The sequence below is a fragment of the Enterobacter ludwigii genome (genome assembly GCA_023023105.1).
GTDB classification, from domain to species: domain Bacteria; phylum Pseudomonadota; class Gammaproteobacteria; order Enterobacterales; family Enterobacteriaceae; genus Enterobacter; species Enterobacter adelaidei.
Genome location: CP083824.1, coordinates 1,034,910 through 1,048,827, shown reverse-complemented (window position 1 = coordinate 1,048,827; position 13,918 = coordinate 1,034,910). Strand labels below are relative to the sequence as shown.

The following is a 13,918-nucleotide window of genomic DNA, read 5'->3' as shown; positions in this document are numbered from 1 at the left end:
CACCCTGTGGGAGAGGGGCGGAGGCAACAGGTCGCCCCCGCCCTGCAATAAACTACGGGCGATACACCTTCACATTCGCAAAGCCCTGCTCGAGCAGATACAGCGCCTGCAGACGGCTCATCACCCCACGCTCACACCACAGCAGATAGGTTTTGCTCTGGTCGAGGTCGCCAAATTTGGTGCTCAGCTTGTAGAACGGCAGAGAAACCACTTCGACGCCTTCAACCTGCAGCGGCTTGTCATCCTGCTCATCAATGGAGCGAATATCCAGAATTGCATCGTTAGCGCCGAAACCGCTCACGGTTTCAACTTCTACGACTTCCTGCTCGGTCTGCTGGGCAATCTCGCGGATATCAATGTTGGACGCTTCCGCCACCACTTTTTCCAGGATGCTAAAATCGAAGTTCTCTTCTTCCGCTTCGATCTTCGCCTTAACCGCTTTCACCGTTGGGCTTTTTGAGATCACGCCGCAGTATTCCGGCATGGTACGGGCAAAATCTTCAGTACCGATTTCGCGCGCCAGATCGATGATGTGCTCTTTATCGTGGGAAATCAGCGGACGCAGGATCAGCGTATCTGACACGTTGTCGATCAGACGCAAGTTGGTCAGCGTCTGGCTGGAGACCTGGCCAAGCGCCTCACCGGTAACCAGCGCCTGCACGCCGTAGCGCTCAGCCACTTTGGATGCTGCACGCACCATCATACGCTTCAGCACCACGCCCATCTGGCCGTCGTCGACTTTCTCGAGGATTTCACCCACGACCGGCTCAAAGTTGATCGCCACGAAACGCACGCGGTGGGAACTGCCGAAGCGGTTCCACAGATAATGCGCAACCTGACGAACGCCGATTTCATGCGCCGCGCCGCCCAGGTTGAAGAAGCAGTAGTGCACGCGGCAGCCGCGACGCATCAGCATATAGCTGGAGACGCCGGAATCGAAGCCACCCGAGATCAGAGACAGCACATCTTCCTGAGTACCAATTGGGAAACCGCCGATACCTTCGTAACGACCTTTCACCAGCAGCAGACGATCGTTTTCGATCTCCAGGTTAACGGTTACGTCCGGGTTGGTCAGACGCACGCGCGCAGACTCGACGTGCTGATTCAGACCGCCGCCAACGTAACGTTCCACTTCAATGGAGCTGAATTCGTGCTTGCCGCGACGCTTCACGCGCACGCAAAAGGTTTTGCCTTCGATCTGGTCGCGGTACTGCACCAGCGCTTTTTCGAAGATGTCATGCAGAGAGGTGAAAGGAACATCTTCCACTTCCAGAATATGGTGGATGCCCGGAATACGGGTCAGCGCGTCGCGGATATCCTGACGCTTGTTTTCGTCTTTCGCGCGGACTTCAACGTGGTCCCAGTGGCGCACCACGGCGAGGGTTTCGTCGTAGTGCTTTAATACGTTACGAATGTTCCCGGTGAGAATTTTAATAAAGCGCAAACGCACAGATTGGCTTTTGATGGTGATTTCAGGGAACAATTTAATGATAAACTTCATGGCGGCAATGTTTCTTAGGCAAGCTTATAAGGCTTGTAATGGAAAAATACAGCAGCCCCTATAACCGAAGGCTGCTTCCAGGCGCGCAAGTATACCACCATCGCGCCGCTCCTGTGCACATTGCGCGTTATTTGATAATTGCCCTGAGTCCGTTACCATGTCGGGGCTGAGAATATAAGAGTCAATTCACTATGCCGAAGAAGAACGACGCACCGGCCAGTTTCGAAACTGCGCTGAGTGAACTGGAGCAAATCGTTACCCGTCTTGAGAGCGGCGATCTCCCGCTGGAAGAGGCACTCAACGAATTCGAGCGTGGCGTGCAGCTGGCACGTCAGGGGCAGGTCAAACTGCAGCAGGCCGAGCAGCGCGTGCAGATCCTGCTTTCCGACAGCGAAGACGCGAAAACCACGCCTTTTACACCGGACGCCGAGTAAATGGATTTTGCCAACGAGCTTCAGGCATGCGTCGCGCGTGCCAACGATGCGCTGCGCCGTTTTATCGAGCCACAGCCTTTTCAGAACACTCCACTGGTTGAAGCCATGCACTATGGCGCACTCTTGGGAGGAAAGCGCCTGCGCCCATTCCTGGTCTATGCCACAGGCAATATGTTTGGTATCAGCGAAAACACGCTGGACGCCCCGGCAGCTGCCGTTGAGTGTATCCATGCCTACTCACTGATCCACGATGATTTACCGGCAATGGACGATGACGACTTACGTCGGGGTCAGCCTACCTGCCATATCAGGTTTGGCGAAGCAAATGCTATTCTGGCGGGAGATGCCCTGCAAACGCTGGCATTTTCGATTCTGAGCGATGCACCGATGGCTGAAGTGGCCGATCGCGACCGCCTGGCAATGATCTCCGAACTGGCCATGGCCAGCGGCGTGGCCGGTATGTGCGGGGGGCAGGCACTGGATCTGGACGCCGAAGGACGTCAGGTTAATCTGGAACAACTGGAGCGTATTCATCGCCATAAAACCGGGGCATTGATTCGTTCCGCCGTTCGCCTGGGCGCGCTGAGCGCGGGTGAGCAAGGGCGCAAAGCCCTGCCGATTCTGGACAGATACGCAGAAAGTATCGGTCTGGCATTCCAGGTTCAGGATGACATTCTGGATGTGGTGGGCGATACTGCAACATTGGGTAAACGTCAGGGTGCGGACCAGCAGCTTGGCAAAAGTACCTACCCCGCCCTGCTGGGTCTTGAGCAAGCCCAACGTAAAGCCCGGGATCTGATAGAGGATGCCCGCCAGTCGCTGAATCAACTGGCCGCGCAATCACTGGATACTTCGGCACTGGAAGCGCTAGCGGACTATATAATCCAGCGTGATAAATAAACACACTATCTCGATGAGCCTTTGATGAGTTTTGATATTGCCAAATACCCGACACTGGCGTTAGTTGACTCCACCCAGGAGTTACGTCTGTTGCCGAAAGAGAGCCTGCCGAAGCTGTGCGACGAGCTGCGTCGTTACCTGCTCGACAGCGTAAGCCGCTCCAGCGGTCATTTCGCCTCCGGGCTTGGCACGGTAGAGCTGACCGTGGCGCTGCACTATGTCTATAACACGCCGTTCGATCAGCTCATCTGGGACGTGGGTCACCAGGCCTATCCGCACAAAATTCTGACCGGGCGTCGCGATAAAATTGGCACCATTCGTCAGAAAGGCGGCCTGCATCCATTCCCGTGGCGCGGTGAAAGCGAGTATGACGTGCTGAGCGTCGGCCACTCCTCCACTTCAATTTCCGCGGGTATCGGGATTGCCGTCGCTGCCGAAAAAGAGAACAAGCAGCGCCGCACCGTCTGCGTGATTGGCGACGGGGCCATCACTGCCGGTATGGCCTTTGAGGCCATGAACCACGCGGGTGATATCAAGCCGGACATGCTGGTTATTCTTAACGATAACGAAATGTCGATTTCTGAGAACGTCGGCGCGTTGAACAACCATCTGGCCCAGTTGCTCTCGGGTAAGCTTTACTCCTCGCTGCGTGAAGGCGGGAAAAAAGTCTTCTCCGGCGTACCGCCGATCAAAGAGCTGCTCAAGCGTACCGAAGAACACATCAAAGGCATGGTTGTACCGGGTACCCTGTTTGAAGAGCTGGGCTTTAACTATATTGGCCCGGTTGACGGACACGACGTGCTGGGGCTGGTGTCGACGCTCAAGAACATGCGGGATCTTAAAGGCCCGCAGTTCCTGCACATCATGACCAAAAAAGGGCGTGGCTACGAGCCAGCGGAAAAAGATCCGATCACCTTCCACGCGGTACCGAAATTCGACCCGTCCAGCGGCTGTCTGCCAAAAAGCAGCGGCGGCATGCCGAGCTATTCAAAAATCTTCGGCGACTGGCTGTGCGAAACCGCGGCAAAAGACAACAAGCTGATGGCGATCACCCCGGCCATGCGTGAAGGCTCCGGCATGGTGGAGTTCTCCAGAAAATACCCTGACCAGTATTTTGACGTTGCCATTGCCGAGCAGCACGCGGTGACGTTTGCAGCGGGCCTGGCGATTGGCGGCTACAAACCGGTTGTCGCGATCTACTCCACCTTCCTGCAGCGCGCTTACGATCAGGTGATCCATGACGTTGCCATTCAGAAGCTGCCTGTGCTGTTTGCTATCGATCGTGCGGGCATCGTCGGTGCGGACGGACAGACACACCAGGGGGCTTTTGACCTGTCGTTCCTGCGCTGTATCCCGGATATGGTCATCATGACGCCATCCGACGAGAACGAATGTCGTCAGATGCTGTTTACCGGCTACCACTATCAGGACGGCCCAAGCGCGGTTCGCTACCCACGCGGTAATGCGGTAGGCGTTGAGCTGCAACCGCTGGAGAAGCTGGCGATAGGTAAAGGTCTGGTGAAGCGTCGCGGTGACAAAGTGGCGATCCTGAACTTCGGCACATTGATGCCAGAGGCCGCGAAAGTGGCTGAAACGCTGAATGCCACTCTGGTGGATATGCGCTTTGTGAAACCGCTCGATGAATCCCTGATCCTGAACATGGCAGAAACCCATGACGTGCTGGTGACGCTGGAAGAAAATGCCATCATGGGCGGCGCGGGCAGCGGCGTGAACGAGGTGCTGATGGCGAATCGTAGAGCCGTTCCGGTACTGAACCTCGGTCTGCCGGATCACTTCATTCCGCAAGGTACTCAGGACGAAGCCCGCACGGCGATTGGCCTGGATGCCGCAGGTATCGAAGCAAAAATCCGCTCCTGGCTGGGCTGATCCCTCCCCCTGTTCTGCTCCTGCTATGCTTAAACGTATTGTTTAAAACAGCAGGAGTGGAACCATGCAATACACAACATTAGGAAAAACAGACCTTAAGGTTTCCCGACTTTGCCTGGGGTGCATGACCTTTGGCGAGCCTGACCGGGGTAATCATGCCTGGACGCTGCCGGAAGAGAGTAGCCGCCCTATCATCAAACACGCCATCGAAGGGGGCATTAACTTCTTTGACACCGCTAACAGCTACTCCAACGGCAGCAGTGAGGAGATTGTCGGCCGTGCCCTGCGTGATTTTGCCCGTCGGGAAGAAATTGTGGTCGCCACCAAGGTGTATTACCCGGTTGGCGATCTGGCTCAGGGCCTTTCTCGCACGCAGATCCTGCGTTCTATTGATGACAGTCTTAGACGCCTGAACATGGATTATGTCGATCTGCTGCAAATTCACCGCTGGGATTACAACACGCCGATCGAGGAGACGCTTGAAGCACTCAACGACGTGGTGAAAGCGGGTAAAGCGCGCTACATCGGCGCCTCATCAATGCACGCGTCGCAGTTTGCACAGGCGCTCGATCTCCAGGCACAGCATGGCTGGGCGCGCTTCGTCACCATGCAGGATCACTACAATCTGATCTATCGCGAAGAAGAACGTGAGATGCTGCCGCTGTGCCATCAGGAGGGCGTGGCGGTGATCCCGTGGAGCCCGCTGGCGCGCGGTCGTCTGACCCGTCCGTGGGGGGAATCCACGGCCCGCCTGGTATCGGATGAAGTGGGAAAAAATCTGTATGAAGGAACAGAGGCCAGCGATGCGTTGATTGCAGAACGTTTAGCCGGGATTGCTGACGAAACCGGTGCAACCCGGGCCCAGGTGGCGCTGGCGTGGCTGCTGGGTAAACGCGGGGTTACGGCACCGATTATTGGAACATCGCGGGAAGAACAGCTTGATGAACTGCTGAATGCGGTGGACATCACGCTGACGCCGGAGCAGATTGCCGAGCTGGAGACGCCATATCAACAGCATCCGATGGTGGGGTTTAAGTAAGCCCTCACCCTGACCCTCTCCCGGTGGGGTGAGGAATCCCCAGTAATTTTTTTTAACCGGAAGCGATGAATATTGCTTCAGGAAAATTAATGGCTTACAGCGATGTCTGGTCCGGCTGTAAATCGCCGAAGCGTTTCCGTAAGGCCGGGGCGAGGCGCAGGGATGCGCCGAGAGGGCGTGGCCTGCAGGGATGCAGGCTCATGCCCGACCCGATAGCCTGAAGGAATAAGCTGAGGGTACCGCGAAGCGGCGATTTACCGCCGGGAGCCCGGGTCGCCAGGGTGGCGGCGATTGAGCCGCCCTGGCACGTTCACAGGTCATGCTGTTACAGAGTAGCAATGAACATAAAGTGAACGGAATGACCACCAGAGCCGTATGCTCCCCCTCACCCCAGCCCTCTCCCTCAAGGGAGAGGGGGGTCGTCCGTGCTGGTATTATTTTGTGGGGATCCCTCAGCCCGGTGGGAGAAGGGAAAAAAGCAAACTTACGCGAAGTGATCGTATCCTTTCCAGTCCAGCGTAATGGGCGTACCGTCTCTCACAAACTTCAGCCCTTCGCTCTCCGGCATGATCTGCCCGATGCAGGTAAATTTCGCGCCGAGATGCGCTAACGCCACGTCCAGCGTTCCACGGTTGAGCTCAGGCACCGTGAAGCACAGCTCGTAATCTTCTCCACCGGAGAGCGCCCAGCGCAGCGCCTGCTCAGGATCCACATGGCGAAGCAGTGGCTCTGACAGCGGGAAGAGATCCAGGTCAACACGCGCACCCACGCCGCTGGCCTTCAGAATATGACCGAGATCTGAGATCAGCCCGTCAGAGAGATCGATAGCCGAACTTGCCCGCTCGCGCAGCGCCTGACCGTGCAGAATACGCGGTGTTGGCCGCAAATGGCGTTTCACCAGATATGCCGCGTCGTCAGCATCCTTCACGGTTAAGCGGTCCTGGAGGATCGCCAGCCCTGCGGCACTCTCGCCAGGCGTACCGGTCACGTAGATCCAGTCACCGGGTTTTGCACCCGATCGTTTCAGCGCGCGACCGAGCGGCACATAGCCGTGGATTGCCAGCGTCATCGACAGCGGCCCGGCAGTGGTATCACCGCCAATCAACTGCATATCGTAATAGTTGAGCTGCTCAAACAACGCATCGCTAAAGGCTTCAAGCCAGACTTCATCTATCTCTGGCAGCGTCAGAGCCAGCGTCAGCCACGCGGGATCGGCGCCCATTGCCGCCAGATCGCTCACGTTGACGGCCAGCGCTTTATACGCCAGATCGGCAGGATCGATATCCGGTAAAAAATGACGTCCGCACACTAAGGTGTCGGTGCTGATTGCCAGCGTCTGTTTTTCGGGAATATTGAGAAGTGCGCAGTCATCGCCAATGCCGGTTTCAACATCAAGACGAGAGGTTCTGACACGGTCGAAATAACGGGCAATCAGGGAGAATTCGCCGCATGCCATACGTTATGCCTCAGCAAATAAAAGAAAAAACCGGAGCCGCACTGCCCATCAGGCAATGCAGAACTCCGGTTTGCGGATCACTTTTTGTGGGGACGGATCGCAGGTGCTGCTTTATCAAGTACGCCGTTTACAAACTTGTGGCTGTCTTCAGCGCCGAAGGTTTTCGCCAGTTCGATCGCTTCGTTGATGGCCACTTTATACGGCACATCATCACGTTTAGACAGCTCAAACAGCGCAATGCGCAACACTGCTTTTTCAACCTGACCCAGCTCTTCGAGCAGACGGGACAGGTAGGGCTTCATCAGACCATCGAGATACGCGCTATTAGTCGCCACTCCCGACAGCAGTTCACGGAAGTACAGAACATCGACGTCTTTTACGTCCTGTTCTGACAGGAACTGGTATTCAACATCAGCGATGTCGTTCTGGGACAACTGCCAGGAGTAAAGTGCCTGGACGGCACATTCACGGGCGCGGCGACGAGCAGCAGGTTTCACGGAATTCCCCTTACAAAAAAATCAGGCCTTGATGGCTTTCAATACATTGATCATTTCAAGCGCGGTCAGTGCAGCTTCTGCGCCTTTGTTACCGGCTTTAGTGCCAGCACGTTCGATGGCTTGTTCAATACTTTCGGTGGTCAGCACGCCGAACGCGACAGGAATTTCAGCATCCTGCGCAACGTGAGCCAGACCATTGCTTGCACCGCCCGCAACGTATTCGAAGTGCGCAGTGCCGCCACGAATAACGGTACCCAGAGCAATCACCGCGTCGTATTTACCGGTTTTTGCCAGCGCGCCTGCTGCCAGTGGCAGTTCGTAAGCACCTGGAACCCAAACAACGGTAATGTTGTCATCTTTAACCTGGCCGATACGTTTCAGGGCGTCAATGGCACCTTCCAGCAGGCTGTCGTTGATGAAGTTGTTGAAACGCGCAATGGTGATGGCGACGCGAGCGTCCGGGGTAGCTACAGCAGCTTCAATAATGTTCATACTCTTCCTTTACGGGTTCATTTGGCCCCGCAGGGGGGCGGATTTTATCATAATACTTTGCGTACTGCTTCCCTATTTCAGGAGCAATTACGCTGTCGTTAAATGGAGGCAGACATCCGGACCCACCGGACGAATCTCGCTAAATTTGAGTTGTGGTGCATCGGCCAGCTTTTCAAGGCCGGGCAGCACAAACAGGCCACGCGCGTCGCTACCCAACAGTTTAGGCGCAACATAAACAATCAGCTCATCCACCAGCCCAGCCTGTAAGAGCGCACCGGCGAGCGTTGGCCCCGCTTCTACCCAGATGCTGTTTACCTGTTGTTTGCCAAGTAACATCATTAACACCACGAGATCCAGATGCCCGTTATGCTCCGGCACCATGATGCTGCGCACGCCTTCCGGCCAGTCACGTGAATCTTCTTTAGTGCGCGCAATCCAGGTTTCACCGGGCTGCTGCACAATGCGGTGTTCAGGTGTGACGCGGTTCTGGCTATCTATGACAATACGCAGCGGCTGACGCAGGTTCTCCTGCGGGTAAAGCGCCTGGGTATCGGCATTCAGTTCGTTCCAGCGCACGGTCATGGCGGGATCGTCAGCCAGAACGGTTTCACTGCTGGTGAGGATAGCATGGCTTTGCGCACGCAGACGTTGCACATCGCGCCTTGCCTGCGGAGAGGTGATCCACTGGCTCTCACCGTTCGCCATTGCCGTGCGACCGTCCAGAGAGGCGCCCAGCTTAAGTTGGATATACGGGAACCCGGTGCGCATGCGCTTGAGGAAGCCTTTATTGATCGCTTCCGCGTCTTGCATCATCAGCCCATGGCTGACGTCAATCCCTTCCTGCTGCAGACGATACAAACCGCGGCCGGCGACCTGCGGGTTCGGGTCCTGCATTGACGCGACGACGCGTGAAACACCCGCCGCAATCAGTGCTTCACAGCACGGTGGCGTACGGCCATGATGGCTGCAGGGCTCCAGCGTGACGTAGGCCGTAGCACCGCGCGCCTTCTCACCGGCCATGCGCAACGCGTGCACCTCAGCATGCGGCTCGCCCGCGCGATAGTGAAAACCTTCGCCCACAATCTCGCCATCTTTGACGATAACGCACCCGACATTCGGGTTGGGATGGGTGGTAAAACGCCCGCGCTGCGCCAGCTTCATGGCTCGCGCCATGTAAATCTCATCCTGCATGAGCTTAATCCTGTAAGCGGGCGATCTCTTCGCCAAACTCTTTGATATCTTCGAAACTGCGGTAGACCGAAGCGAAGCGGATATAGGCGACCTTATCGAGCTTTTTCAACTGCTCCATCACCAGGTTGCCAATCATCTTGCTTGGCACTTCACGCTCACCCAGACCACGAAGATAAGATTTAATGTGGTTTAACGCCATTTCAACGTCATCCGCGCTGACGGGACGTTTTTCCAGGGCCTTCAGCATTCCGCTGCGCAGTTTCTCTTCGTTAAACGGCTCGCGCACGTCGTTGCTTTTTACCACGCGCGGCATTACCAGCTCAGCAACCTCAAAGGTCGTGAAACGCTCGTTGCACACCAGACATTGCCGACGACGGCGTACGGATGACCCTTCGCCCACAAGACGAGAGTCGATGACTTTGGTATCCACAGCGGAGCAGAATGGGCAATGCATACGGTATCCCTGTTATCCGGTTAACTGATTTTCATTTTACCCTGATCTGGCCTGACAACAAAGGAAGAGCTTTTTGAGACAAAGGATCTATGTCTGACAGGTGGATGCTGGCTACCATAATGAGGATCCGTTATTTCAAGGAAATAAACGCAATGACAAGACGTTACCTGAAGATTTTGCTGGTGGGGAGCCTCTTCACCCTTAGCGCCTGTGCACAGCAAACCGAAGTTCGCCAGATGAAACAAAGCGTCAATACGCTCAATACGGCAATGGATAAGCTGAATAAAGAAACGGTGAAGATCACCCAACAAAACGCGCTGAACGCAAAATCCAGCAGCGGGGTGTATCTGCTGCCTGGTGCCAATACGCCTGCGCGACTCAACAGCCAGATTGGCACGCTGAAAATGTCACTGGTGAACGTTTCGGCGAATGCAGATGGTACTCGCGCAACATTACGCATCCAGGGTGAATCCAACGATCCCCTTCCGGCCTTCACTGGCACCGTCGAGTGGGGCCAGATCCAGGGCACTACCGAGAGCTACCAGGAAGTGAATGTGAAGAACCAACTATTCACCGCCCCCGCGAGTATACTGGCGCCCAGCGATGTTGATATCCCGCTTCAGCTGAGTGGACTCACGCCAGATCAGTTAGGTTTTATCCGCATCCACGATATCCAGCCCGCCGCGCAATAACCCCTCCTGCAGCGGAGTGCAATGTCACTCCGCTAACATTTACATTTCGTATGGATTGGCAACATTAATGATTGTCGCTACAATCCCGGCCGTTTAAAGTACGCAAACGTGAACGCAATCGATTACGCGTGTGAGAGATATGTGAAACAACACATATTTTTGTGAGCAGGGATTCCTATAATAGGCACCGCAGAAACACGAAATATTTAGAAACGCAATTCGCGCATTTTTCACTCCCGGAAGGGAATTTCAATCAGTGGCATGATTATGAAAAAAACATTACTTGCAGCCGGCACCGTGCTGGCACTTTCCTCCTCTTTCACTGTTAACGCAGCGGAAAACGATAAACCACAATATCTCTCCGACTGGTGGCACCAGAGCGTTAACGTCGTCGGCAGCTACCACACCCGTTTCGGACCACAGATCCGCAACGATACCTACCTGGAGTACGAAGCATTCGCCAAGAAAGACTGGTTTGATTTCTACGGTTACGTGGATCTGCCGGTGTTCTTCGGTGGTAATACCGATGCGAAAGGTATCTGGAACAACGGTTCCCCGCTGTTCATGGAAATCGAACCGCGCTTCTCCATCGACAAACTGACCGGCACCGATCTGAGCTTCGGTCCGTTCAAAGAGTGGTACATCGCGAACAACTACATCTATGACATGGGTCGCAACGATTCTCAGGAACAAAGCACCTGGTATATGGGTCTGGGTACCGACATCGACACGGGTCTGCCGATGAGCCTGTCCATGAACATTTACGCGAAATACCAGTGGCAGAACTACGGTGCGTCCAACGAAAACGAGTGGGATGGATACCGTTTCAAAGTGAAATACTTTGTACCGCTGACGCAGCTGTGGGGCGGTAATCTGAGCTACATCGGTTTCACTAACTTTGACTGGGGTTCAGATCTGGGTGACGATAACTTCTATGACAACAACGGGAAGCATGCTCGTACCAGCAACTCTATCGCTTCCAGCCACATCCTGGCTCTGAACTACGATCACTGGCACTACTCCGTTGTTGCTCGTTACTGGCACAACGGTGGCCAGTGGAACGACGATGCCAGCCTGAACTTCGGTAAGGGTGACTTCAGCGTTCGTTCTACCGGTTGGGGTGGTTACCTGGTCGTGGGTTACAACTTCTAATCTTGTGGTAGCCGCCGGACAAAAAGCCAGCTCACGAGCTGGCTTTTTACTGCTTAACCTTCCGCAAAAAATCCGCCAGAGACCTGTCTGCACTCTCGCTAAACCGCCGCTCCGTCTGCACAATGTTAAGACACCTGTCGAGCCGGAAACAGCGGTAGTCATCGCGCCGTTCACACCAGGCCGCCAGCAGCCAGCGCTCCCCCCAGAAGAACAATCCCAACGGCTGAACCTCACGCTGTGAGAGCTGTCCGGCTTCATCACGGTAATGCAGCGCCAGCACGCGCTGGGCGGAAATTGCCTGATGAATCATGTCAAAATCGCTACGGGAGTGGCTTTGCATGCAAAAATCCGGGGCGTAGATCCGCGTCTGCTCCGCCTTTCGACGACTCTCCTCAGGCAGAATCGCTAACACCTTCTCCTGAGCCGACTCCAGTTCGCGCGACAGCGAGTCTCCTCCCCAGGTTTTGAGCAGGCGAATCGCCACCATCAGCGCCTCTGACTCCTTGTTTGTCAGCATCAGCGGCGGTAAATCAAAACCCGACATCAGCCGATAGCCGCTTCCCGCCTCGCCCTCCACCGGCACGCCGGAAAGTGACAAGTCGCGGATATCGCGGTAGACCGTCCGCTCAGACACGCCAAGCCTGTCCGCCAGATGCGCTGCCGTTGTCAGACGCCTGCCCCGCAGGATCTGCACAATCTGAAACAAACGGTCAGCGCGTCGGGTCATATTTTCGTTAACTCTCAGGCAGGTTGATGGAGACCGACGCGATTACCTTCACTGTCGGTAAACAATGCGATAGTGCCAATGCCACGAGGTAATTCCAGTGGGCCGAATACACACTCACCGCCTGCGGTAACGATACGATCGAGCGTAGCAGGCAGATTGTCAGTATGCAGGTAGATAATAGCGCCTTCGTGAGACGGCACAATGCCCTCAAATTTTGCCAGCGCTCCGCCGGTACCCGGATCCTCATGCGGGAAAACGGCCAGCTCAGCGCAGTCCATTTTCTCGCGTTTTAACGAAACCTGCATCACTGGCTCATAAAAAGTAATCGCGCGATCCATATCCGTGACCGGGATTTCAAACCAGTTAATTACACTTTTCATACATCCTCCTGACTGTTTGTTTGGGTTCGACAAGAGTCTACGACAGGGCTCCTGACAGCATACTGTCAGGAGTGTTTGTCAGGAGCAGATAAAAAAAATCCCGGTCAACAGACCGGGATTTCGATAACGCGATAAACGTCTTACGGCAGAATTGACGGCTGATCCGCACCTTCTTTCTCGACTTTCTGCTGGAGCAAATGCTCGCGCTTCATGCCGAGTTTCAGTGCCAGTGCGGATGCGACGTAAATAGAAGACGCCGTACCGATAGTCACACCGATAAGCATGGTCAGCGAGAAGCCTTCCAGCACCGGACCACCGAAGAGATACAGCATCAGGATAACCATCAAGGTTGTACCGGATGTGATCAAGGTACGGTGCAGCGTCTGGGTCAACGACACGTTAAAGATTTCGTACGGCGTACCGCGACGGATCTTACGGAAGTTTTCACGAATACGGTCAGATACCACGATACTGTCGTTCAGTGAGTAACCGATAACGGACATCAGCGATGCCACGATCGTCAGGTCAATCTCAATGTGGAACAAAGACAGTACGCCCATGGTGATCACCACGTCGTGCGCCAGCGCGATAACCACACCTGCCGCCAGTCGCCACTCGAAGCGGAAACCAACGTAAATCAGGATGGAGATCAGCGCCACCATCAGCGCCATTGCACCGGTTTGGGCAAGGTCTGCACCCACGCTTGGGCCGACAAACTCAATACGCTTAACCGTCGCATTCTGGCTGGTTGTTTCGTTAATCACGCTAACAACCTTGCTGCCCAGCTCCTGGCTGCCGTTGGCATCGTGTACCGGAGGCATACGCACCATGATATCGCGGCTGCTGCCGAAGTTTTGCAGCAGCGGCTCTTCAAAGCCCGCTTTCTGCAGCGATTCGCGCATCTGGTCCATATCAATCGGTTTTTCCAGGGAAATTTCAATTACCGTACCGCCGGTAAAATCGAGACCCCAGTTAAAGCCTTTCACACCCATAATAACGATGGACAGAATCAGCAGAAAACCTGAAATGCCGAAGGCCCAGTAGTCCCAGCGCATAAAGTCCCAGACTTTACGGCCGTGGTTTAATTGTTCAACAGTATATTCCTGTGCCACAACG

15 protein-coding genes are annotated in these 13,918 nt (G+C 55.1%); 6 read left to right on the top strand and 9 right to left on the bottom strand.

All coding sequences use genetic code 11. The features are described from left to right. Nucleotides 1-52: 52 nt before the first annotated feature. Nucleotides 53-1,501, bottom strand: coding sequence for a tRNA 4-thiouridine(8) synthase ThiI (gene thiI, locus LCD46_04885; GenBank protein UOY71668.1), 1,449 nt, complete (start codon nt 1,499-1,501; stop codon nt 53-55). A gap of 191 nt (nt 1,502-1,692) precedes the next feature. On the opposite strand from thiI, the gene xseB reads away from it, so the two are divergent. From xseB to LCD46_04865, 4 genes are all read left to right on the top strand, one after another. Continuing rightward, nucleotides 1,693-1,935 (top strand): exodeoxyribonuclease VII small subunit, encoded by a 243-nt coding sequence (gene xseB, locus LCD46_04880; protein UOY71667.1) that lies wholly within the window; start codon nt 1,693-1,695, stop codon nt 1,933-1,935. Then, nucleotides 1,936-2,835 (top strand): (2E,6E)-farnesyl diphosphate synthase, encoded by a 900-nt coding sequence (gene ispA, locus LCD46_04875; protein ID UOY71666.1) that lies wholly within the window; start codon nt 1,936-1,938, stop codon nt 2,833-2,835. Nucleotides 2,836-2,859: 24 nt separating this feature from the next. Further along, nucleotides 2,860-4,722, top strand: a complete 1,863-nt coding sequence (dxs, locus tag LCD46_04870; GenBank protein ID UOY71665.1) for a 1-deoxy-D-xylulose-5-phosphate synthase — start codon at nt 2,860-2,862, stop codon at nt 4,720-4,722. 64 nt (nt 4,723-4,786) lie between these two features. After that, the gene (locus LCD46_04865; protein UOY71664.1) at nt 4,787-5,761 is read left to right on the top strand and encodes an aldo/keto reductase; all 975 of its coding nucleotides are present in this window, start codon (nt 4,787-4,789) and stop codon (nt 5,759-5,761) included. Nucleotides 5,762-6,245: 484 nt separating this feature from the next. On the opposite strand, the gene thiL is transcribed toward LCD46_04865, so the two are convergent. The 5 genes from thiL to nrdR form a co-directional block, all read right to left on the bottom strand. Further along, complete coding sequence (gene thiL / locus LCD46_04860; GenBank protein ID UOY71663.1) at nt 6,246-7,217, bottom strand: thiamine-phosphate kinase; 972 nt, start codon at nt 7,215-7,217, stop codon at nt 6,246-6,248. A gap of 77 nt (nt 7,218-7,294) precedes the next feature. Beyond that, nucleotides 7,295-7,714, bottom strand: coding sequence for a transcription antitermination factor NusB (nusB, locus tag LCD46_04855; protein UOY71662.1), 420 nt, complete (start codon nt 7,712-7,714; stop codon nt 7,295-7,297). A gap of 21 nt (nt 7,715-7,735) precedes the next feature. Next, complete coding sequence (gene ribE, locus LCD46_04850) at nt 7,736-8,206, bottom strand: 6,7-dimethyl-8-ribityllumazine synthase (GenBank protein ID UOY71661.1); 471 nt, start codon at nt 8,204-8,206, stop codon at nt 7,736-7,738. A gap of 87 nt (nt 8,207-8,293) precedes the next feature. After that, nucleotides 8,294-9,397: a bifunctional diaminohydroxyphosphoribosylaminopyrimidine deaminase/5-amino-6-(5-phosphoribosylamino)uracil reductase RibD gene (gene ribD, locus LCD46_04845; GenBank protein UOY71660.1), complete on the bottom strand. Its 1,104-nt coding sequence runs from the start codon at nt 9,395-9,397 to the stop codon at nt 8,294-8,296. Between the two features lie 4 nt (nt 9,398-9,401). Further along, nucleotides 9,402-9,851, bottom strand: a complete 450-nt coding sequence (nrdR, locus tag LCD46_04840; protein ID UOY71659.1) for a transcriptional regulator NrdR — start codon at nt 9,849-9,851, stop codon at nt 9,402-9,404. Nucleotides 9,852-10,003: 152 nt separating this feature from the next. Here nrdR and LCD46_04835 point away from each other — a divergent pair, with 152 nt between their 5' ends. Beyond that, complete coding sequence (locus LCD46_04835) at nt 10,004-10,543, top strand: DUF3251 domain-containing protein (protein ID UOY71658.1); 540 nt, start codon at nt 10,004-10,006, stop codon at nt 10,541-10,543. Between the two features lie 267 nt (nt 10,544-10,810). Further along, entirely contained in the window at nt 10,811-11,695 is an 885-nt protein-coding gene (locus LCD46_04830) for a nucleoside-specific channel-forming protein Tsx (GenBank protein ID UOY71657.1), read from the top strand. Between the two features lie 46 nt (nt 11,696-11,741). Here the strand turns inward: LCD46_04830 and LCD46_04825 are convergent, their stop codons facing one another. From LCD46_04825 to secF, 3 genes are all read right to left on the bottom strand, one after another. Next, complete coding sequence (locus LCD46_04825) at nt 11,742-12,422, bottom strand: YafY family transcriptional regulator (protein ID UOY71656.1); 681 nt, start codon at nt 12,420-12,422, stop codon at nt 11,742-11,744. Between the two features lie 14 nt (nt 12,423-12,436). Beyond that, complete coding sequence (locus LCD46_04820; GenBank protein ID UOY71655.1) at nt 12,437-12,802, bottom strand: VOC family protein; 366 nt, start codon at nt 12,800-12,802, stop codon at nt 12,437-12,439. Nucleotides 12,803-12,942: 140 nt separating this feature from the next. Beyond that, nucleotides 12,943-13,914, bottom strand: a complete 972-nt coding sequence (secF, locus tag LCD46_04815) for a protein translocase subunit SecF (GenBank protein UOY71654.1) — start codon at nt 13,912-13,914, stop codon at nt 12,943-12,945. Nucleotides 13,915-13,918 lie beyond the last annotated feature (4 nt).